We start from the raw sequence: 22,383 nt of genomic DNA, 5'->3' as shown, positions 1-22,383 counted from the left end.
AGGTCTTTGAAGTTCGGATCGTTCGGGAAACAGCCAGACCGGGATAGGTAACGTTTCCTTATTCCTTAAGTTGGGGCATTTTCAGGGATTTGTCATGGCACACGTTTGTGTGTCATGGGAGGCCCTAGGGGGTTGGAGGTTGCGGGGGTCCGACCCGAGTGCGCTGGAATTGGGAGCATTTGTCGGCCACCCTGAAATCACTCCCGATCCGCGCCATCCTGCTGGATCCATCGGGGTTGGGCGTGCTGGTGAATCGTTCCTGACTGTGTCCATGCCGGGGCCGTTTCAGTCCTGATTTCGGCGCTGTCTTCAGTCGGCGAGCTGGACCTTGAGGTGGTGCGTTCCGCTCTGGAGCATCAGCGGGACTTTCACCTCCGTTGCATCCCCGGATGAAGCAGGCACAAGCTTGCCAGGCGGATAGACCTTGGCGGTCGATCCCGGTGGGACCTCGATGGTCCACGCGAGGGTGTCACCGTCGCGCTTCCACGAACTCTCGATCCAGCCCATGGCAGATCGGAAGCGGCAGTTCACGTGGTCGAGCTGGCGCGTCATGACGGGTTGGAGCCGGATGGTCTTGAAGCCCGGGTCCGCGATCCGGATCCCAGCCAGGCCACTGTAGAACCAGTGGGCGAATGCCCCTTGGAACGGGTGGCTCATGGAGCGTTCCCAACGGGTGCCCTTGTCGGCCTCATCAGGCCAGACTTCCCAGAAACTCGTCGCCCCCTGGGCGAAGAGGTAGCGGAAGCCCGGCGCTGTCTCGATGTGGAGCATGCGGTTGGCGAGTTCCTCGTGTCCGTGGTCGGCTAGAGCCGGCCAGAGGGAGGGGGCGCCGAAGACACCGGTCATGAAATGGTCCCCATCCTTCCGCACCTGTTCGGCCAGACGGCCTGCGATCTCCTCGCGACGTTCCGGTGGTGAGATGTTCCATTCGATCGCGATCGCCATGATCGTCTGGTAGGACCAACCGTCGTGAGCATCCATGGCGAGGAAGAAGGCTTCCCTTGTCTTGTCAGCCAGCGACCGCCACTTCGCGGACTTTTTCGGGTCGCCGACCAGTGATTCCGTTTTGGCAAGAATGTCAGCGCAGCGGAAGAGGCAGGCCGTAGAGAGCATGGGAATGACCTCCCCGTAGTAGTCCCGGGGTTCGACGCGACCCTTCTGGTCGGGTTGCCGCGGGCGGCACCAGTCGCCGAGCCCTGCATGGACGATTCCCTTTTCGTCGGCGAGGTTCGCGACATGGTCCGTCCACTGGCGCATGTGCGCCAGATTCCGGGAGAGCACGCGCTCGTCTCCGGAGAACTGATAGACATCCCATGGGATGAAAACGATCGCGGATCCCCAGTCCGGTGAGGCTTCACCGATGAAGCGCTTGCCGGGCGCGACCATGGTTGGGATTCCCTTAGCCTTCGGGCGAACTTTCCGGTCACCCATTCCCGCACCGAAAGTCAGCATGGGCTGGGTGCGTTCGGCGGTGCTCTTGATGTCGCCGATGTATTTGCGCCACATGGCGGATGACTCGTAGCGATACATGGTGAATGGAACGCACAGATGGGCGTCGCCCGTCCAGCCACAGCGCTCCCGGGCCGGGCAGTCCATGGGGAGGCTGAGGGTGTTGCTGACCTGGGTCCAGTGGGCGGTGTCCAGAAGGCGGTTGATCAGCGGGTCGGAACAGCTGAACTCACCACGGACGGGCAAGCGGGTATGCACCGGAATCCCTTCGAGTTCCAGAAGACCGGCTTCGCCGTCGGTAACCCGGACCTCGACGAATTGGAAACCGTGCCAGGCGAAGGACGGCTCCCACGTTTCAGTGCCGCCACCCCGACAGATGTAGATGTCCTTCTGGTCGGCTTTCGTGTGTTTCGTGCCGGTGCTGAGGGTGTCGACCCGGCCATTGTCTCCGAGTCTTTCGGCGAAGGTCATGCTGATCCTGGTGCCGGCGGGAGCCTCGACCTTGAGCCGGCACCAACCGGTGAAGTTCTGGCCGAAGTCGAACACCCTGACTCCTGGTTCGGGAGTGCTGATCTTCTTCACGGCAAGGGCCGGTTGCCGCACGATGGGCGGGAGGGATTCCGCTTCCATGGTTCCGCCGGGGGCGGGCATCTCGACCACCGGATGCCAGCCGCTGTCGTCGAAGTCGGCGTTCTTCCATCCCTCGATCGCCAGACGGGCGTCGTGGACTTCCCCGTGATAGATGTTGGATGAGGTGATGGCTCCCGTTTGGCATTCCCATGATGTGTTGCTGGAGAGTTCGGAGCTTGCTCCATTCGGAAGCCTGCGGATCAGGCGGGCACACATACGAGGTTCGCCGTAGCTCATGCCGTTCGGTCCCCATACCTTGTTCTGATTGAAGAATCCGTCACCTACGCGGACCGCCAGAACATTTGGTCCCGGTTTGAGCAGGTGCTCCACCTTGTGAGCCACGTAGAAAACCCGTTGGCCGTAGTCGGTTTGCCCGGGCTCGAGCACGCCTTCGCCGAGGCGGACTCCGTTCAGCCAGGCTTCGTGGTAACCGAGTCCGCTGATGTATAGGCGGGCATGCGAAGTCTCGTCCTTGATCTCAAACTGTTTGCGGAAGAGTGGTGCAGCGGATCCACGCAGTTGAGGATCCATTCCGATCCACTGGCTTACCCATGCTCCCGGGTAGCCTCGCTCGAAGTGTTGCTCCTCACTCCATGATCCGGGGGTTCCTTTCTCATCGATGGCGCGGACCCGCCAGCGTACGGCATCCCCATCCTTGAGAGCGGGGCCTGCCCAGACCCTCCAAGGACCTTCGAGGGCGTTGAACGGCGCTGGGGTCCATGCTTTCTTCCCCTGATAGTCTCCCTCCCCAACAACCGCCTGCACCTCCCACCGGGCGACATCGGTGCTGGACGGAGTCCATTCGAGTCGAGGTGCCGGGTCGTCGGTGACCACCCATCCATCGCGCCCTTCGACGCGCATGGACTCGACGGGTGAAGCAATCGCCGAACTGACCAGGAGGGATAGGAGCAGGGCTTTCATCGGAAGGGGTGGGGGAATCGGGTGATTTGGAAGGTGGTGGGGCCGGGTCGTGTCAGGAACCTGGAGGGGTCTTCGCCTTCGGCGGCGTGGGTTTCTTCTTCTGACGTGCTGCGGCAGGGTTCTGGGTCGGCTTCAATTTACCGACACCCTCCCGTTCGGGCTGGTAGGCCGAGGGTTTGAAGTTCGGATTCGGGACGGGCGTGACTGCGTTGGTGTCGTCGAGGAAGTCCCCGATCATCTTGTCCAGTTCCTGTACGCGTTCTGGCTCCTGGCTTGAGCGGTCGTTCTTCTCGCCGATGTCATCACGGAGGTTGTAAAGCTTCCAGCGGTGGCTGCCGTTCTCGCCCTGATGGAAGAGGCGGATGAGTTTCCAGTCACCCTTCCACACGGTCACCGATGGAGGAAGCCAGCCGGGGATCGGAGGGCTGTGCGGGAAGTAGCTGAAGATGGCCTCGCGATCGAGGGATCCCCCTTTGAGGGCGGGGAGGATGTTGACGCCATCGAATTGCTGATCAGGTTCGGGTTTCAGTCCGAGACCTTCGATGAAGGTCGGGTAGAAGTCGCATCCCTGGATGATCTCATTGCTGGTGGTGGCCGGCTTGACGAGGTCCGGCCAACTGACGATGCAGGGAACCCTGACGCCACCTTCGTAGACATTGGCCTTGCCACCGCGCAGCGGTGCGTTGCTGGTCGGCGTGGTGCCTTCCACATCGTTGTACATGTTGCCGCCGTTGTCCGAGAAGAAGACCACGATGGTGTTGTCGGCAATGCCGAGGCGGTCGAGCGCGTCAAGCAGCGTGCCGACGGCGTCGTCCATGCTTTCGATCATGGCGGCGTAGATTGCGCTGCGCTGTGGGTCGTTCGGGTCGATCTTGTCGCGGTATTTGCGGATCAGCTCCGCCTTGGCGTCGAACGGGGCGTGGACACTGAACATCCAGTAGTTGAGGAAAAACGGTTCATCCTTGTGTTTCTCCATGAAGGCCACGGCTTCAGTGGCCATCCGATCCTCGATGTGCTGGTTGGGGACATCCGGATCCGGATCGAAATTCTTGAATTTCCATGGTGCCACGAAACTTCCCGCCGGTCCCGGGCCGGGCCAGTGGGGAATGTCGACATCGAACCCGTGTTCGAGAGGAGAGTATGGCTTGGTGCCGAGGTGCCATTTGCCGAAGTGGCCCGTGGCGTAGCCGGCGGCCTTGAGGGTTTTCGGCAGGGTTTGGTATTTCGTGTCGAGTCGTGTCACCGGGTTCGGTCCCACGGACTTGTTGCCGGGGGCGGATTTGGTTCCGGGCGATGCCTTCAGGACGACCTTCGGCATGTGGCAATTCGGCGTGGTGAGCCCTGTGCGGGCAGGACTCAGACCGGTCAGGATTGCGGATCTCGTCGGCGAGCAAAGCGGGCTGTCTGAGTAGGCACGTGTGAACCGCATGCCTCGTTTCGCGAGACGCTCGATGTGGGGAGTTTCGTACAGCTTCGTATGGCCGTAGATGGTGGTATCCGACCAGCCGAGGTCATCGGCGAGGATGAAGACGATGTTGGGCTTTGAAGCGGTGTCCGCGCCCTGCAGAAGTGCAGGCACGGCGAGGACGGCGGAAAGGATGATGGGGCGTAACATGTCCATGGTGTGGGGAATGGTCTTCTTGTTTCTCAATGAAAGCAATGGATTCACAGGGAGGGGATGGAGTAGGCGTCGGGTGATCGAGGGAGGTTTCAAGGCCGGGGATGGGCCATCCTATTTGAAGTCCTTTTTGTTCCAAACGCCGTCACCATTCGTGTCACGCTTCTTGAAGTTGTTTTCCAATACAGGGAGATTCTTGGTGCGGCCTCCGATGAACTCTTCGAGTGTGACTTCGCCATTGCTGTCGCGATCGCGACTCCGGAGGAGGGCCTCGTCCTTGGCATTAGACGTGGATGGTGTGCCCGTCTTGGCGGGAGCGGGCGGAGCTGGGGCGTCGCGTTTTCCCTCGATGTACCAATCGAAGTATTTTGCGGCTGTTTTGCTCATGCCTTCGGAACGCATCGCCCAGATCCCCGGAGGTGAAAGGGTGTCCGCCCATTGCTTGAGCGCATCGTGGAGATCCGCGGCAATCTCCGGGTGGGTCTTGAGGAGATCCGTGGTCTCCTCGAAGTCGTTTTCCATATCGAACAGATACTCCCGGTCATCGCTGCGTATGTACTTCCATTTGCCCTTGCGGATCGCGGACTGTCCGAGCCAACGCCACCGTAGTACTTCGTGGGGGGCGCCAGCTTCCTTACCCGTGAGGTGGGGAATGAGGTTCACCCCATCGAGGACGGGGTCATGGGGAAGCCCTGCCAGATGAATGGATGTGGCCGCGACATCGAGAGCAATGACTGGCTGAGAGTAGACCTGGCCGGGAGGGATGGTTCCCTCCCAATTCACGACGAATGGCACGCGGATCCCGCCTTCGGTCAGCATGCCTTTTTCACCGTTCATCGGGTCATTCAGCGAACCATCCCAGCCGGGGCCTCCCCCGGGGGCATCCACCTTGTGGATCTTGTAGGGCGCGCCGTTGTCCCCGATGAGGAAGATCAATGTGTCCTTCTTGATCTTGTGCTTGTTCAAGGTGGCGACGATCCGCCCCACGCCGTCGTCGACCGCCGAGAGCATGGCAAGGGCCTGCCGGCGCCGTTCGGGCATTTCGCCGGGGAATCGGTCGAGGTAGTTCTTTGGAGCATCGAGCGGCACGTGCGGCGCCCGATAGGCGAGGTAGAAGAAGAACGGCTGCTCCTTGAATCGGTCGATGAAGCTGCAGGTGAAGTCGGAGATGAGGTCGAGGTGGTAGCCCTTGCCGGTTTGGCGTCCGGGTTCGATGTCCTTCCCATTCAGGTCCATGTTCCAGAAGCCGGGGCCGTTGCTGTTTTTGTTGAAGACCTTGTCGAAGCCGTGCTTGGAGATCTGTTCTGCGGGGCCCAGGTGCCACTTGCCCGCCATTCCGGTCGCGTAGCCGGCTTTCTTCAATCGCTCGGGGAGGATCTCGAGTTTGTCGAAGTTCTTCATCACCGCCGCGTCACGGAACTCCGGATTTGATTCGAGTCCCCACTTGTTCTGGTACTGGCCACTGAGCAATCCGCCACGTGAAGGAACGCATTGGGGGGCAGTGCAGTAGCCATCGGTCATGCGGACGCCCCCCCGGGCGAGCGAGTCGATGTGGGGTGTCTTGATATCATCGAGAATCCCTTGGCAGCCCAGGTCGGCATAGCCGTGATCATCGGTATAGATGAGGATGACGTTCGGCTTGTTGTCGGCGGCGCTGGTCAGACCCGGGGTCAGCGCGAGGACTGCGCAGATGAGGGTGGAACGGACGGGTGCAATCGTTGGCATGATGGTAGGTGTCTCAAGGGAGCTCGACCCGGATTCTGAAGAAATCGGTGACGTTCTCGCGGGTTGGTTGGAACTCGACGGCTTGGTCGTCCGTGAGGATTTCGGTCGCTGAATCGGTGGTCCACTGGGTCAGGTTGCGACTCCGCTCAAGAATGTATCTTCTGCCCGAATGTCCATCGGTCCGGAGGGTGGGGCTGGTGCCGGTGGTAGCGGCCTCCCACTCGATGCGGAATCGATCGGCGGCATCCAGTGGATCCGTGCCGGCGATGTATTCGTCATAGTTGCTGAAGGAGTCACCATCATCGTCGGTGATGGCGGAGGCGGCTGTTTCATTCTCGAAGAACTGGGCCTCCCAAACGTTCGGCAGCTTGTCCGAGTCCACATCCAAGGGCATCCCCGGATAGCCGATGCGGGTTCTGGAGACCGTGAACTCATCGAACCACGCATGCTCGTCCTTCCTCGCTTCCCAGATGCTGCTGCTGCTTCCTCCGAAGAAGGTGCTGAAGAACACCCAAGCGATGCTCGCGTTCTGAGTGGGGGCGTCGCGGAAGTAGAAGTTGGGATAGCTCGCAGCCTTCACTCCATCGAACCAGCCTTCCATCAGGCCATCGAATTCGCCGGGGGTATTCATCTTCATGCGCAGCTCGATGTGGTGCCATCGCCCGGGAATGAAGGTTGCCTGGAAACCTTCGGTATTCCACCAGAAGCGGTCACCGGGGTCGTAGTTGTTCTCGGACGGGACGTGCACGTAGAACTCGGCCTTACCGTCCTCGCGCCACATCAAGCGACCCGACCATTCGTGTGTCCGGTCTTCGAAGGAGACCGCGCCGCCCAACCCGGGGAGTTTGCCTCCCAGGACGAAGTCGAAGTCTTCGTCGAAGCGGACCCAGTAGCTCATGTAGAGGTCTTCGTATTCGCCGTTCAAGTCGGCGAACCATTGTGCACCGCTGTTTCCAGACTGCTTCCCTCCTTGGGGGTATAGGCAGCGGATGGATTTGCCCTTGCCGTCGAAGGAGATCTGGTCATCGACGGAGAGCCGGCCCTCATCGGGTCCATTGGCCCATTTGGTCCCAGGCCAGAGGTCCTTCCATGTGCTGTCGGTGTGCGGTCCCGAAGGGAAGTCATCCACGGTGACGTAGAGGAGATCGGTTGAACCGAAGTCGGTCAGCGCGTAGCCTCCGAATTCCTGATAGAGGCCTGCGAGTGCTCCGGTGAATCCGGCGTTGAAGTCGAGGGCGACCTCATTCGTGGTAAAGTTCGTCCGGTCGTCGGTGTAGCCGTCATTGGCATCCGGACCACCAACGAGTGCACCATAGAGAATGTGTTCGTTCTGCGTGGGTTGGGAAATACTACCGGTGGTCGACCCATGGGAATTGCGATGGTGCGGATTGACCGGCGGGTTGTTTCCGAATCCACACACATAGCTGCGATTCTGTGGATTACTGCCCAGGGCGTAGTTGATCTGGTTGCGGGCGAAAGTCGCATAGCCGTCGCCATCTTCACCTACGTGATCCGCATAAACCAGCGCGCAGAAGGCGGTATTCGCGGCGTATCGAAGGGAGCCCCATTGGTCGAGGTGGGCGAGTCCTCCGGGGGTGTAGTTGATGCGTTGGCCGTTGAATCCATCGCCCCAGAAGTCGAGCCAGCGTTCCACATCAGCGACGTAGTTCGCCGAGCCGTCGAGGCATGCCATCAGCACGTAGCATCCGTAGGCCTTGTCGTCCCAGGATAGACCCCAATTGAAGGACTTCGCTCCGTTCCCGTCTCCGGGAAGATTGGCGTATTCCGTCTGTGCCTTCTGCAGCCAGGCCGGGTCGTTGGTTGCCCGGAACAGCCAGATGGCCCCCCAGACGAGTTCGTCCTGGTAGCCACTCCATGAGTTGTAGAATGCGGCCGCGTTCGGGATGGAGTCGCTGTATTTGCCGCGATGGGCATCCGCGAATTGGTAGAGAGCCACCGCGTGATCCAAGAGCGTGGCGGCATAGGCCGGATCCTCGGCAGCGAGAACGATCGAGCTGGCTGCCAGGGAAGCAGCGGTCTCGGCGGCCAGATCGCTACCCGGGTTGTCGGCATCGATCTTGAACGATGGACGTGCCATGGTCATGGTCTCGGCAGGTGCCCAGACGGCGTGGTCCACATTCCCATCTCCGACCTGGCCGTAGAAGGCGACGGTGGTGCCATCCTCATGACGGACGTGACATCGCATCAGGTAGTCGCTTGCCCAGCGGAGCGTGCTGCGGAGTTCATCGTCCTGTCCGGTCTCCACGTAGGCCTGGGGAAACTCCACCGAGCCCCACGCGAGCATCGTCATCGAGAATGCCAGTGGGAGACCAAACTTCACATGGTCCCCGGCGTCATAGAAGCCTCCCGATAGATCCAATCCCACATCGCTTCCGTCACCCGTGGCCGAAGAGCCCCGCCATGGAATGCGGAAGTCCTCCGGCAGGGTGCCGGAGCGCTGGGCATCGTAGAACCACATGGATTTTTGCAATGCCTCGGCATAGTTGAACGCCCCGGTTTGTGGTTTCCCGGGCAGGTTGGTGTCACCATCGTCGTCCACGATGGTCGCCCTCCCTGTGGCGCGAGAAATCGTGGCTTGGATCGCGTCGGCGAGGTCCAGAGTGAAGAACTCTTCTCCTTCTTCGAGATCGTCTCCGACCACTTCGATTGACACGGTGCGGGATGTGATCCCCGGGGCGAAGTCCACGCTGCCACTCGAATCGATGAAGTCACTGGCTGCAGTGGCGGTGCCGGCCTGTGTGGCATATGAGACCGAGACCGTCGCATCGTCGACCGGTGGGAAAAGAGAGATGGTGAAGACCGCCATGGTGCCATCGCCATCGCCTTCGACGACGGTGATGTCTGCGACTTGGAGCTGTGGATCGTCCGTCGGCGTCCAACCCGGTGAGACCGTGCCGGTGAGTGGGAGGGAGGCCCCGTCGTCGGCGTCCACGATGAAGCCGAACGTCGTCGATTCACCCGGCTGAAGCCGTCCGTTGTAGCTTTCGTTCGAAATCCCGTATTGGAAGGATGCTGCCGTGCTTTCTTCATCCTGAATGAACCCGCGCCACAAGCTTCGGATCGTGCCTTGGAGTTGCAGGTGGGCCAGCCATGAATCAAAGGTCTCGGTCGTATCGTTGGTGACCGTTGCGGTCGCCTTGTAGGAGTCCCCGTAGCTTTCATCGAGCGTGACGCTGACCGTCTGAGCGACCAAGGGGGATCCGAGGAGTGGGAAGCCTAGTAGGGAGATGGCGATGCACTGGTTCATGCTGTGTCGGGGGAAAGGAAAGGCCCGGTGATTCACGAGGAATCACCGGACCGTATGGAGTGAGGTGTCGAGTGATGGAATGGGCTCTGCCCTGTGCGGTCAGAATCTAGTCCTCGGCTCGGAGGAAGTTGGCTGGGCCGGTTCCGAGGTTGAACTGGACGGTGGCATTCCCGCTCCCATCCGTTTCAACACCGCCACCGGAGAGGGTGCCTACGGTAGCACCTGTCAGAGTGATTGGCGAGGAGGCCGAGAAGTCAAGGTCTGCAGCACTCACGAAGGTATAGACGGTCGTCGGATTGCCGACGAGAACGGCTTCCGCGTCTCCCGTCGACGAATCGTAGGTGAAGGAGGCGATCTTTGGCGCATCCGAACTCAGTGGAGGACCGTTGGTGTAGATGCGGACGGCATCGATCCCGAAGTAGATGGCGTCGGCATTGGTTGGGTCGAAACGGAGGAAGTTGAGGACGGTGTCGATGTTGTCGGTGAAGGTGACACGGACGGTATGGCTGGCACCGTCATTGGGAACCGACGGGGTGGTGATCGAGCGTGCGACTCCCGGTCCTCCGCTGGCATCCGCCCAGAAGAGCTGGCCCGCGGTAGCTGGGCTGAAGTCGGTCGCGTATTCGATTTCGACGACGAACTGGCCACTGGCTGGGGCGTTGATGTTCACATTTGGCGACTGGAGTTGTGGGTCGGTGCCGACGGATTCGGCGAAGATGCTGCTGTCGAAAACACCGGTGTCTGCATCATTGGGGTCCGCGAAGAAGAGATTGGTGAGGGTCCAGCCCTCAAAGTCGTCCTCGGTATCCCAAAGCCACTCCTGCTGGAGGATAAACTCGGGGCCCAGAGGGGCAGGATCGAGTTCTGCCACCGGAGGCGGGATGAATGGAATCTCAGGACCTTCGGAGTAGATGCGGATGAAGTCGACGTTGGTCGTAATACCCGATGTCGTGCTTGGATCGAAACGAAGGCTGGTGATCCTGTCGTTGATCAAGTCGTCCAGATTCAAGCGAACGACGTGAAGCAGTCCATCCGTTGGCAGAGGAGGGAAACTAAGTGCCTGACCACCGACAGGCCCCGCACCGTTCAGCCCCCAGAAGAGACGCTTCGACGAGGTGTCGGCGACGTCAACCACCAGGCCGACCTCGATCACAAAGCGGCCCGATTCGACATCGAGTACTTCAAAGGAGGGCGAAATGATCTGAGGGTCTCCGTCGCTGCTCACCCCACTGAGCAAGCCACCCGAGACACCCGAGATCGTGAAGTGGCCGTTTGCCCCAGCGGTCCAGCCCTCTTGGTCACCGTCGGTATTCCAGTTCCATTCCTGACGCAGGGTGAACTCCGGACCCACGGGATCGACCGGGTCGACCTGGATCAGGGTGGACTCCTCGATTTTCAGGTAGTCGACTTCAAAGGAGGCCCCGTTGTTGCCGTTGACGGGATCGAGCCGGAATGAGTTCACCTGTGTGGTTCCGGCACCTCCACCCGACAGACCGCCCTTGTCAGTCCAGATGAACCGATGCCAGCCATCAGCTTCTGCCACGACTTCGTCTGCATTCCCGAAGTTGATGCTGACGTTGGGGTTGCCATTGGCAGCGCCCGGATTGACGTAGGTGTTGGTTCCCCAGAACAGGGAAACGTCGGCGGCGACAAGCGCATCGGCGGCGTCGTAATCCGAGTCCTGATCCTTGTCGATCCGCACCCGCAGTTCGACACGACCAACTTCGCTCTTGTTGATTCCAACCGCAAAGTCAGTCCGCACTTGGGGGTCATTGCTGGTGGCGCCCCCGGTGATTACGGATTCCGTGCCTCCGGCGGCAGTGAAGTATCCCTCGTTGCCGCTGAAATTGTTGCCGATCCGGTTGGCGAAATCGACCCAGTCATCGTCCCCAGCGAGCGCGGTCATGGAGTCTGGATTGTAGCCGTTGCCGGTTCCGTCGAACTCTTCCTCGTAAATGAATGTTTGAGCCGACACCGTGGTGGTTAGGAATCCCAACGCCAGTAGGGTCGCCAGGTTCGATTGCTTGAGTTTCATCGTTGGGTTTGGTTTGGGTTCGTTGCTTCTGGGGAAGGCTCAGTAGGATCTCTACGAAGCTGCAGGGAACGTTTCTTGAAAAAGTTGTGCTGGGTTGGCGAACTTGTCATGAGACACATTCGTGTGTCATGGGGGTGACCAGCGGGCGGCTTGGCGGTCGGGAAGGCCCGGATTTCTACTGGTGGAAACGATGAGAAAGCGCGAGTTGCCGGCCCTTTCCGGTCGATCAGGACAGGTCGAGGAGGCCTCTGCGGATGGCGGCGCTGACGGCGGCGGGGAGGCTGTGAACGTGCAGTTTGTCGAATGCCCGCCTGAGGTAGCCAGAGACCGAGTGCGGGCTGATTTCCAGTTCCTCGGCGACCTGCTGCTTGGTCATGCCTCTGGCGACGAGCTGCAGGATTTCCTTCTCGCGGGGAGCGAGCTTGTCCTCTTCGGCGATGGGGCTGAGCTTCTGGAAGGTCTTGAGCACCATCCCTGCGATCTGGGGATCGAGGGGGGTTCCTCCCATGATCACTTCGGCAAGCGTTTGCAGGAGCCGCACGGGTGAGCCGGCTTTCACCAGATATCCGTGGGCTCCGGCCTCCAGAGCGGCGAACACCTTTTCGCGGTCCGTGAATGCCGTCAGGATGATGACCTTGGCTTCAGGAAGTTTCTCACGCAGGGCGCCGATCCCCTCGATGCCACCCATCGCGGGGAGGCCGAGGTCGAGGAGGATGATGTCCGAAGTGACGCCGGCATCGAGCGCTTCCAGAGCATCCTCCATGTTGGAGAATTGGGCCACGCACTCGTAGTCAGGATGGTTGTTGAGTGTCTTGGAGACCGTTTCCCGGTAGATCGTATGATCTTCGATCAGGATGATGCGTTGGGGGTTCATGCTGGGTCGGAGTGGCGTGAGAACGGGTATCGTGGCGACTTGGTAAGGCTGAGCGGCTTGGGCGTGAAGGTCAGATGAAGCGTGGTTCCCCGTCCGGGTTTCGAGTCGATCTCCAGCATTGCGTCGAGCCGAGCGGCCCGCTGCTTGAGTGCCCGAAGGGTTTCGGGACGATCAAGAATCTCGGGTGGAATACCGCGCCCATCGTCGCGAATGACAAGATGAATTTCCGGCCCCTTCCGGTGGATGTCGATGGAAGCCCGGTCCGCCTTTGCGTGTCGGACCATGTTGTGGAGTGCTTCTCGAAAGAAGAGAACCAGGTGGCGACCGTCCTCATCGTTGAGGGCAAAATCCTCGAGGTCAGCCTCGAACTCCCATTCGATGGACTCGAGAAGGATGGAAGCGGAATCCCGTAGGTGATTGATCGTGGATGCCCGGTAGCCATGCCTTGGCCGCAGCAGCCATACGATGTCGCGCACCGAGGTGACCGTCTCTGCGGCGACTTGGCCGATCAGGGTGAGTTCCTCATGGCTGTCGGGTTTGCTGCGAGCCATCTCGGAGAGCAGTTGGATGCTCCCGAGGTTGCTGCCGACATCGTCGTGAAGGTCGCCTGCGATCCGGTCGCGGATCGTCCGGATGCGCTTCCGCTCAAGTCGACGGTAGCGGAAGGGAAGGATGATCGCGACCAGAATCCCCGTGGCCCCGAGGATGCCAAAGGCCAAAAAGGCATTGCGTGACCACTGCCGGGTGATCGATTCGATCCTCAGACCTAGAGCGTGACGTTCCTCCTCGAGTGTCAGTCGCTCGTTCAGGAGCCTCAGCCATTCTGGTCGGGATACCAGCTCACCCGTCGGTCCGTGACGGTCGGTCAGGGCGGCCGGGCTCCAGAATTTTTTGCCCTGAGCCTCGACGGGATCCTTCAGTTCGACCGTGCGGACACTGGCTCCCTCTGAAAGGACTTGTTCGTCCATCAAAACCTGCACTTCACTGAAGGAGAGGAAGGCGGGATAGTGATCGAAGGCTTTCCACAGTTTCGTGGCCTGCAGACGCACGAAGCGTGCCTCGACCGGTGGGAAACGGACGGTGACAGGATTGCTGCCTGGATTGATGAGGTCCTTCTGATCGAAGGTGAAGACAGGGGTGAAGGTCCGGGGCGGGGGTGGCAGGTTGGTCTCGACCCGGAACTGCTTCGGGATGCCAAATCCCGGGAAATCGGCCAGGGAGGGGCGCCGTGCAGGGAACATTCTCAGGCCGTTGATGACTTCCTTGCGTCCCAAGTCGATGGTGAGGGAGACCTTGGAGTCTTCCTCGATATGCGAGTGGGAAATCCAGCCGATGTCCGGCCAACCTTGGCCATCGGGAGCAGGCAGTTCCGGCAATCCAAGCGGGGTATTGCCGTCGATCATGAAGGAGGGAATCCAGTAGGGGGACGAAGTACTGGTTTGATCGTAGCTGAACGAGATTGTGGCATCCTCCATCACGTTCCTCTCGCCGGAGAAGCAGAAGAACTCGGCCAGCGCGAAGTTGAGGTGATCGGTGGTGGTGGCGTCGGAAGCCCGCAGTCGGGTGACTCGGAGTTCCACCCCTTCGGCGAGCACGGGTTCGTCCAGTTCAAAGACATAGGGGTGTCCCCGGTGGACCGGGCTCGAACTGCTGTTCGTGACTTGACCGACAAGCGTTCGCTCCCCGTTGTCCGGGCGGATGAGGGAAACCGAAAAGTCGTCCGGGAACCCGTATTCAGGGTCGAGTCCGGCAGCGGTGAATTTGCGTGCAGGAACGAGGGCGAGCAGGTCGATGGCGGCCGGTGCGGGCCACTCGAAGCGGATGGTGAAATCCACGGAAGGATTTCCACCCAGTTCCGGGTTGCCGAACAGCCTGCCGTAGGCGCCGTCACCACCCAGATCTTCCATCGGGATATCCGGCAGCTGGCGGAGCCTGTCCTCGATCTTCTCGATCTGGGAACGGATCTCCTTGAGTTCCGGAGAGAACCGATCCGCCAGTGATTGCGCCTGAATGCGGGGAAGAATGGCAAGGAGGCAGAGGACCAGGCTCACTCCGCGAACTGGGCGGATCGACCTTCGCATGGGTCGATGCTGGGCCATGCGACCTGTCCGGGGCAAGTTCACAGCTGGCAAATGGGAACCACCTCCCTTCGTTGGGGGCCTATCGAGGTCTTTAAGCCACTCTTCCGCATTTCGAAGGATGATGAATGCCTTCAAGGTCCACCCAGGTATTTGACCACGGCCTCGGTCCGGGTACGGACGTGGAGCTTGGCGTAGATGTTGCGCAGGTGGGTGCGAACGTTTTCGACGCCGATCCCGAGGTCGGATGCGATTTCCTTGTAGAGCGATCCTTTGACCAGTTGCTCAAGAATTTCGGTTTCCCGGGGGGTGAGATCGTATTCGATGATGGCAAGCGTGGTGGTCGGGTCGTTCATGATGGCTTTGCGTCGTCGGCGTGACTGAGCCATTCATGGATGGGGTCGACTCCAACAGGACCCCGGGCAGTTCCGGGAGCCGGTCCGCATCCCGGGGATTCAGGGTTTCAGGGTGAATCGGTGGGTTCCAGCGGCGACGGTTTCGCTCTGGCGATCGTTCGGGAACTGGATGGTGGCGGTCGTGTTTGGAGGGACGATGACTTCCATCTCGAGCGAACCCTCTTTCAGTGTCCATTGGCTGGATGCCAGGCCGTAGGCCGTTTCCAGACTGGCACCCGCCGAGGATAGGGGGCCACCGGGGAGGGGCCGGACGAAGAAGTGCTTGTAGCCGGGATTCTCTGGATCGGGTGCCAGTCCGGCGACCCGTTCATACATCCACTCGCCGATGGCACCGTAGGCATAGTGATTGAAGGAGTTCATTCCTTCCGGGTGGAAGCCATCCTTCTTCGTGTAGCTGTTCCAGCGTTCCCACATGGTGGTGGCACCCTGGTTGATCGAGTAGAACCAGGACGGGTAGGTTTCCTTGAACAGGAGTTCGAATGCCACCTTGCTGTAGCCGGCCTCATCAAGCACCCGGGCGATGTAGGGGGTGCCAAGGAATCCGGTGCGCAGATGGCCGTCCGCTTCCTTGATCAGCCTGACGAGATTTGCTGCTGCCTTGGCCCGGAGCTTCGCGGGGAGAAGGTCGAACTCGAGTGCGAGGGTGTAGGCCGTTTGGGTTTCCGGCACGTTCTTCAGCTTCCCTTCGGCATCGAAGTAGTGGGAAACGAATGCCTTCTTCACGGCATCGGCTTCAGCCTGATATTTCGCCGCTTTGGCCGGCTTGCCCAGCACCTCGGCTGAGTCGCTGAGGATCCGGGTGCTGTAGGCGTAGGAGGCAGTGCCGAGTAAATCGAATGGGGTATCCCCCTTGTTGTTTTTCGCGTAAGGCTGGAGCCAGTCACCAAAGGCGCTGATCTTCGGGATCCGGTGGTTCCTCGCCTTCTTTCGATAGAACACCACGAGCCTCTCCATCATCTCGAAGTTGTCGGCCAGGAGCTCGGTATCGCCGGTCCGCACGTAGGCATTCCATGGGACGATGGTGGCCGCATCCATCCAGCCCGGGCTGTCGGGACCAGCGAAGACGTCGGGGATCACGCAGGGGATTTTTCCTGAGGGCAGTTGGTCGTCGCGCATCGATCCCAACCAGCTCTTCCAGAAGGCATGGGAATCGAAGTTGAACATCGAGGTTGAGCAGAACGTCTGGGCGTCACCGGTCCAACCCATGCGTTCGTCCCGTTGAGGACAGTCGGTGGGGATATCGAGGAAGTTTCCGCGCTGTCCCCACGTGATGTTGGATTGCAGTTGGTTCAGCTTGGTGTGGGGCGAAGTGAATCGACCGATCTGGGGGATGTCGGTGCGAAGCACCAGTCCCTTTACCCAGTCCTTCTGTGGTTTCACGCCATCCGGGAGTCCGGAGAGCTCGACGTAGCGGAAGCCATGGAAGGTGAAGGTTGGCTTCCATGTGATGGTTCCGCTTTTCGCCGGGGTGTAGTAGTTCGTGGATTTGGCCTTGCGGTAGTTGTCGGTATACATCGTCCCGTCCGCATTCAGCATTTCGGCGAAGCGCATGGTGACCTTCCGACCCGCTTCCACGGGGATGTTCACTTCGGGGTAGCCGACCATGTTCTGCCCGAGATCGAAGACGAATCGGCCGGTTGCCGGTTCGGTGACGGCCTGGGTGGGAAGTTCCTCGGTCACCCGCACGGGAGCGAACGGTTTCGGCGTGAGCCTCGCGGTACCCAGCTCGTGGTTGGCTTGGACGTTTTTCCAGTTGGAGTCATCGAACCCAGCCGTGCTCCAACCGGAGATTTCCTTGGATGCGTCGTAGTCTTCCCCGTTGTAGATGCTGGAAGAACGGATGGGTCCGTCGAAAATCGAGCGCCACTGATCGTCCGAGATGAGGGTTTCGGATGATCCGTCAGTGTAGTCGATCTGGAGTTGGAGCAGGAGTTCGGGCTGGCTGCCGTAGCGGTTCTGCTCACCTCGGAATCCGATTTTGCCGGCATACCAGCCGGTGCCGAGTATGGCGCCTATCACGTTGTCTCCCTTTTGGAGCGAGGAGGTGATGTCGTAGGTGAGTGCATCGATCCGATTCTTGTAGGACGTCCAGCCTGGCGCAAAGGCATCCTCTCCGATCTGCTTGCCGTTCAGATGGAGTTTGAACAACCCGCGGGCAGTGGCGTGAACTCGCGCGCGCTTGACCTCGCCCTTGATCCGGAAGGGGCGGCGCAGCAGGGAGGTTGCTTCAAGTCGCGGGACGTCTTCTGTTGGTCGAATCCACGCTGCTTTCCAGTCATCGTTCGACAACAGTCCGATTTCCAGGGAAGCGGGGGCACTCCATCCGGAGGGTTCGGCATTCTGATCCTTGTAGTCCACCCGCCAGGTGACCGACTGACCGGATGAGAAGGGTGTGCCTTCATACGGAACAAAGACGGATTGGTCGGACTCGACCCAGCCGCTGTCCCAAATGACTTCGTCATCACGAACCTCGATCCGGTAGCCAGTCTGTTTCGTCACTCCCTGAGGAAGTTTCCAGGAAAAGGAAGGAGTGGAGTCGTGGAAGCCGATGGGGTTCGAAAATCCTTCTCCAACCGTCAGATCATGGGCGGGTTCGGCGGCCGTGGTCATGCTGCTGGTGAGTGTGGCTACGAGGGCCAGTTTCGTCGGGAGGTTCATCGATTTTTCGGAAGATGGAAGGGGTGTGGAAAGGAACTTCGGGGTGCGTGGATCGCTGGGGGATTCACAGGGAGGAACCGCTCTCATCGAGCATCAGAAGCAATCGCCGGAAACCCTGATTCAGGAGGATCCAGAGGAGCGCTCCCACCGCGGACAACCCTTTCAGGAATCGTATCTTGTAGCAAGGGTGAGTCGGGATATGGGGGTGGGGGATCTGTCATCGAATGGCTCGCCTTCGCGACGCTTCGCCTCCTACTTGATCTGTTGATAGGGCCAAGGCTTCGAGCCTTGGGTGTATGGCTTCAGAAACTCCGCTGCCTTGCGGACGCTTCGCCCATCCGCGGTTTCATGGTTCTCGAGGTCGATCCCGAGTTTCTTCCCGTAAGCGCAGAGCCGCATGAAGGCTTTGAGATTCATCTTGCTGTAGGACAGGCTCTTGGTGCGGGAGAGTTCGTGGGGCTGCCTGCCGTCCGGTTCGATCTGGCTTCCGATGCGTTTGCGGCTGGTGACATCAATGACCTGGCTTGCCTCGTCTTCGCGGCCGAGAAAGAGAAGGATGCCGACCAGTTGCACATCATACCACGTGCCATGGTTGTTCTTTGCCCGTTGCTCGGCTCGTCCGATCTCGCTGGTCTGGAGCCAGTCCGCGTAGTCACTGAACCACTTGTCGAGGGCCTGGTTCGTGTCTTCGTTGAGATAGCCCAGTTCCCGAAGGATGCGGATGGCCGAGAGAAGCTGTTCGATGCCGCACCACTCGATGACTCCGGCAGGTCGGCCATGGTTGCGACCGGGGATGCCCTGAGCGTGGTTGAGGTTCGGGTTCATGCGCGTCTCCGCATCGACGAACCAGCGCTCGAGGAATTGCACACCGGCGACGCCGTATTTTGGCTCCCCGGTCAGGTAGGCGGCCTGGCTCAGAGCCCTCATCGAAGCAAAGAGCTGATCCTTCCTGTTGAAGTCCACATGCTCTCCCCGTGTCAGGGGATTGATTCGCCCGTCTTTGCGGATCCATGGAAGGCCGTCCTCCGACGACGGGTCAGGCCACCAGTAGGGTCCCAGACTCAGGTAGTCCCGCTTGTCGCCACTGGCGGGGGTCTGGGTTTTGTCGACGACGGTTAGAGGACCACGACGGATCGCACGATCCGCCTGTTTGACGATGTCATCCTTCTCTTGGATCGACTTGCTGTCGCCGGTTTCGATGGCGGCACGCAGTTTCGCCAACGAAGATCCCTCAGCCGTGATGAGAGGGGCAGCGCCCAGCTCCTGACAAGCCATGGATAGCAGCAGGCATCTGGAAAGAGACGAGAATCCGATTCGGGAAGAATTCATGGTGGCGTGCAGACTACGCCACCATTCGTGTGGATGTTTCTCCGTGTGGTCCGGGAAGATGAAACCGTCACCCGCCGCATTCACCCCGATCGTAAGGGGGCGAGTGTGAGCCATGTCAGGCATGGCTCATGAGGTGGCCTGCTTGAACTACAAAGGTGTGCTTCCGGGGAATCCGTTACGGTTGCCCGTTGGTGCCATTCCAGAAGCAATTGTTCTTGCCGCCGCGGCGGTCCAAGGCCGCCATGTCTTCTTCGCTGACTTCTCCGATATGTCCGTCGTAGTAGACGACCAGTGCCTTGTTCCGATGGCGATAGGCCATCCGTGGAGCGTTGACCTTGCCTTCGACGCCGTTCCAACCCTTGCGTCCGCTGTATTGCACCAACCAGTTGACTGCGGTGACAAAGGCCGCGGTCTTGGACGGTGTGGTCAACTCGGAGAGCCGGTAAGAAGAATCCGTATTCGGGGCGCTACCGGTGTAGCTTTCCTTCGAGATCATGCCGTAGCTGGCTTTCAGGGTATCATAGGCATTGCCTCTCGCCTTGTAGGCAACCTGATCAAGGTGCTCGGGGCTCACCCGGCTTTCTTGGCGGTTGCCGTCGGTGGGTTGGCTTACTCCGACAAAGTAGTCGAGGAACTCTGGGTTCCGGTCCCAAAGGCCACCGGTCTTACCGTCCTCGTTCTTGGTGAAGCAGGCGGCGAATCGTGAATTGTTGTCACTGGCGTAGAGCCCGTTGGCCAATTGAAGTTTCCTCAAATTGTCGACGGAAACCGCTCGGGCGCTGGCTGCCTTGACGCGATTGGTGGCGACGAAGACGAGCGCGGCGAGGGCGATCACAATGACGATGGTGACCATGAGTTCCACGAGAGTGAAACCGGGCTTGTAGTGACTTTTCGCGGAGCTGCGGGAACTGGGTTTCATGGCAGGTTTCTGGGTCTGGGTTTTGGTCGATCCGTCGGGAGACGAACCATGAATCTGAAAAATACGCGGCTTCCGGGAATCTGTCATGTCCCGGAAAGAGGGGATAGCGAAGCAAGGCGGTGAAAACCGACTTGGCGAGGGAAGGCCGGGGAAACGGAGATCAACAGGGGGATTCAGAGTGCAGCGAGGAGATCCGGGGGAACCGCATTCGGCGTCTCCGACCAGAGGTGCGCAGCCACAGGGGTGGCGGGTTGGGGGGCGAGTGGCTCCGCTCCACTGCAGGGATTGGTTTTAGAGATCAGTTCGATCTGGCGCTGAGTGTGAAGTGATAAGATCCGGAGCCCACCTTCATCTCCAGCCAGCGTCGGCGGCCTTCCTCGATGATCCGAGTCTCGGCATTGACCGGCTGGCCGCCTTCGCGGAGCTGCTCACCGTCCTTGTAGGGGAAGTAGAGCGTTGCTTTCGAGTTCGGAAGGACTTCGACGGTCCACTCGAATTGATCGGCGCTGTTCTTCCAGTCACTGCGGATGGTGCCGTAGGGCGACTCCATCCTTGTGTTTGCCCACTTGAGTTTGTCGGTGTCATGCAGGAGCACAGCCATACGGTTGGCGACTGGGTCTTGGGTTGGCATGCCGAAGCGGAGCATCCCTACGATCTGAACTTGCTTGGCCGACGATAGAAATGTGTTTGTCGCGGGGTCGACTCTTGTTGGGCGGTTGTGCGCAGACCCGGTTTGGCGTTCCTGTTGCCCCTGAGGATGGGGCGGTCTCGTATGGAGGTTACTATTAAGGGGCATATAGAGTCGCCTTTAGCCTGGCGACGATTTCAGGGTTCGCCTTGGCAACGTCGTTCTTCTCCCAAGGATCGTCCTTCAGGTTGAAGAGTTCAGGGGCCGAGGGAACTCCGGAAAACATCCGGTCGGGTTTCACGGGACCCGGAACGATCAGTTTCCACCAACCTTCGATGACGACCTCTGCAATCAGGCTTTTCGATGGATCCTTGAGGTCAGCGATGTCGTGGGTGTAGGCTTCCACGTGGATGCTATCACGCGCTTTCAGCGCCTCCTGATCCATGAGGTTGAGGCCCTTGAGGTCGCCGGGGTTCCTGGCACCGGTGATATCGAGGATGGTGGTCGGGAAGTCGATGATGTGGGCGAGGGCCTTGTCATCGCGTTGTGGTTCCACCTTTCCCGGCCAGCGGACGAACATCGGGGTGCGGATTCCATTCTCGTAGGGAGAAAGCTTGGACCGTGTTCCTTTGTAACCAAGATTGGCGTCCCAGCCGTTGTCGGCTAGGTAAAGGATCACGGTGTTTTCCTTGAGGTCATTCTTTGCCAGATAATCGTCCAGCTCGGCGCAGGTATTGTCGAACCACTCCACCATCGCGAAGTATTTTTCGGCAGCAGGAGTTGGTCCCTTGCCTTTGTATTTTGTGAAGATCTTCTTGGGTGGAGTGTGCGGGTCGTGGGGCATCAAAGGGGCGTGCCATATAAAGAAGGGCTTCTCTTCAGCTTGGGCGGTTTCGATGAAGTCGTAGATCGGCTTCATGCCTTTGCGTCCGATTGCGAGACCGGCATCACCATGGCGGCCCGCGGTGTCGGTCATCCCGTGGGTGAATCCGACGTCATCGTAAGTCACATTCCAGATCTTCCCGGTTTGGAAGGTCAGATAGCCCGCCTCGGAAATTGCCTTCGGCAGCATCAGTGAGTTGTCGAGGAGTCGATTGGCAAGAATCTGGCGGTTGCCTTTCGGTGAACGTTTGTCGGACAGGTCGTTTCCGGTGATTCCGTGCGCGCTTGGCATCTTTCCGGTGAGAAGTGATGCCAGTGAGGGCGAGCAGACGGGCATCACGTAGCCGCGAGTGTAGAGCAGGCTCTCCGCTGCCATCTTGTCGATGTGGGGGGTCTTGATGACTTCGTGCCCCATGAAGCTGTAGTCGGCAAATCCATGGTCGTCAGAGATGATGAGGATGACGTTTGGCTTGGTCGGTTTCCCATCCTCGGCCTGCGAAGACATGGTGCTGAAGAGGAATGGGACAAGAAGCAGAGAATTGAAAATTCGCATAACTGAGAGGTTTGGTTGATTGCCAGATCGTGGGCTTCGGTCTTTCGTGAACGCCATCGATTCATTGCCTGCCGATCACAAATTCTGAGATCTCAGGTGCTTTCGACGCCCTGCTGAGGAGCAGGCGGCATTTGCTGGTGGTCACGGGGTCGAAGGAGTGATGCCGCTCCGGTCCACAGGTATCACCGGTCAGGAGATCCTGCCACGAGTTGTCCTTCCATATTTGGAGCCGGTAGTTGGTGATGTGATTGCCGACCTCGCTGATCGTTACGGCGCGGAAGGTGCGGGGCTTGACCCAGGCGGCTTCGAGCCATTGATCGTCTGCGGATGCGGCCCGCCATGAGGTCGCGGGATCTTCGTCGTTGGCTTTGAACGCTTCAAAGCCGGGGATCTTCTCAGT

The 22,383-nt window shown here is 59.7% G+C and carries 14 protein-coding genes; all 14 read right to left on the bottom strand.

Annotated elements, in window-relative coordinates; genetic code table 11:
- Positions 1 to 309: 309 nt before the first annotated feature.
- The gene (locus JIN81_RS17630; protein ID WP_200283081.1) at positions 310 to 3,000 is read right to left on the bottom strand and encodes an alpha-L-rhamnosidase; all 2,691 of its coding nucleotides are present in this window, start codon (positions 2,998 to 3,000) and stop codon (positions 310 to 312) included.
- Positions 3,001 to 3,052: 52 nt separating this feature from the next.
- The gene (locus JIN81_RS17625) at positions 3,053 to 4,615 is read right to left on the bottom strand and encodes a sulfatase (protein ID WP_234045344.1); all 1,563 of its coding nucleotides are present in this window, start codon (positions 4,613 to 4,615) and stop codon (positions 3,053 to 3,055) included.
- Positions 4,616 to 4,732: 117 nt separating this feature from the next.
- Entirely contained in the window at positions 4,733 to 6,343 is a 1,611-nt protein-coding gene (locus tag JIN81_RS17620; protein WP_200283074.1) for a sulfatase-like hydrolase/transferase, read from the bottom strand.
- 13 nt (positions 6,344 to 6,356) lie between these two features.
- A complete protein-coding gene (locus JIN81_RS17615; protein WP_200283071.1) occupies positions 6,357 to 9,611 on the bottom strand; it encodes a glycoside hydrolase family 9 protein in 3,255 nt (1,084 codons plus the stop codon).
- Between the two features lie 106 nt (positions 9,612 to 9,717).
- Positions 9,718 to 11,646 (bottom strand): hypothetical protein, encoded by a 1,929-nt coding sequence (locus tag JIN81_RS17610; protein ID WP_200283068.1) that lies wholly within the window; start codon positions 11,644 to 11,646, stop codon positions 9,718 to 9,720.
- Positions 11,647 to 11,872: 226 nt separating this feature from the next.
- Positions 11,873 to 12,520, bottom strand: a complete 648-nt coding sequence (locus JIN81_RS17605) for a response regulator (RefSeq protein ID WP_200283065.1) — start codon at positions 12,518 to 12,520, stop codon at positions 11,873 to 11,875.
- Positions 12,517 to 14,601 carry a histidine kinase gene (locus JIN81_RS17600; protein WP_200283062.1) on the bottom strand — a complete coding sequence of 695 codons (2,085 nt, stop codon included), beginning with the start codon at positions 14,599 to 14,601 and terminating at the stop codon, positions 12,517 to 12,519. Before JIN81_RS17600 ends, JIN81_RS17605 begins: the two co-directional genes overlap by 4 nt.
- A gap of 131 nt (positions 14,602 to 14,732) precedes the next feature.
- Positions 14,733 to 14,954, bottom strand: coding sequence for a response regulator transcription factor (locus tag JIN81_RS17595; protein ID WP_234045336.1), 222 nt, complete (start codon positions 14,952 to 14,954; stop codon positions 14,733 to 14,735).
- Between the two features lie 99 nt (positions 14,955 to 15,053).
- Entirely contained in the window at positions 15,054 to 17,672 is a 2,619-nt protein-coding gene (locus tag JIN81_RS17590; RefSeq protein WP_200283056.1) for an alpha-L-rhamnosidase, read from the bottom strand.
- 252 nt (positions 17,673 to 17,924) lie between these two features.
- Positions 17,925 to 19,115, bottom strand: coding sequence for an alginate lyase family protein (locus JIN81_RS17585; RefSeq protein ID WP_234045334.1), 1,191 nt, complete (start codon positions 19,113 to 19,115; stop codon positions 17,925 to 17,927).
- 61 nt (positions 19,116 to 19,176) lie between these two features.
- Positions 19,177 to 19,920, bottom strand: coding sequence for a type II secretion system protein (locus JIN81_RS17580; RefSeq protein WP_200283052.1), 744 nt, complete (start codon positions 19,918 to 19,920; stop codon positions 19,177 to 19,179).
- 298 nt (positions 19,921 to 20,218) lie between these two features.
- On the bottom strand, positions 20,219 to 20,551 hold the full coding sequence (locus JIN81_RS17575; RefSeq protein ID WP_200283050.1) for an alpha-L-rhamnosidase C-terminal domain-containing protein: 333 nt from the start codon (positions 20,549 to 20,551) through the stop codon (positions 20,219 to 20,221).
- 154 nt (positions 20,552 to 20,705) lie between these two features.
- Entirely contained in the window at positions 20,706 to 21,983 is a 1,278-nt protein-coding gene (locus tag JIN81_RS17570) for a sulfatase family protein (RefSeq protein ID WP_234045325.1), read from the bottom strand.
- Positions 21,984 to 22,044: 61 nt separating this feature from the next.
- Positions 22,045 to 22,383: discoidin domain-containing protein (locus JIN81_RS17565; RefSeq protein WP_200283046.1), on the bottom strand; the 339-nt coding region annotated here is incomplete at its 5' end.

The sequence above is a fragment of the Haloferula rosea genome, assembly GCF_016595525.1.
Taxonomy (GTDB): domain Bacteria; phylum Verrucomicrobiota; class Verrucomicrobiia; order Verrucomicrobiales; family Akkermansiaceae; genus Haloferula; species Haloferula rosea.
Note: the sequence above shows the minus strand (reverse complement) of the source record. Positions and strands in the feature narration are given on the sequence as shown.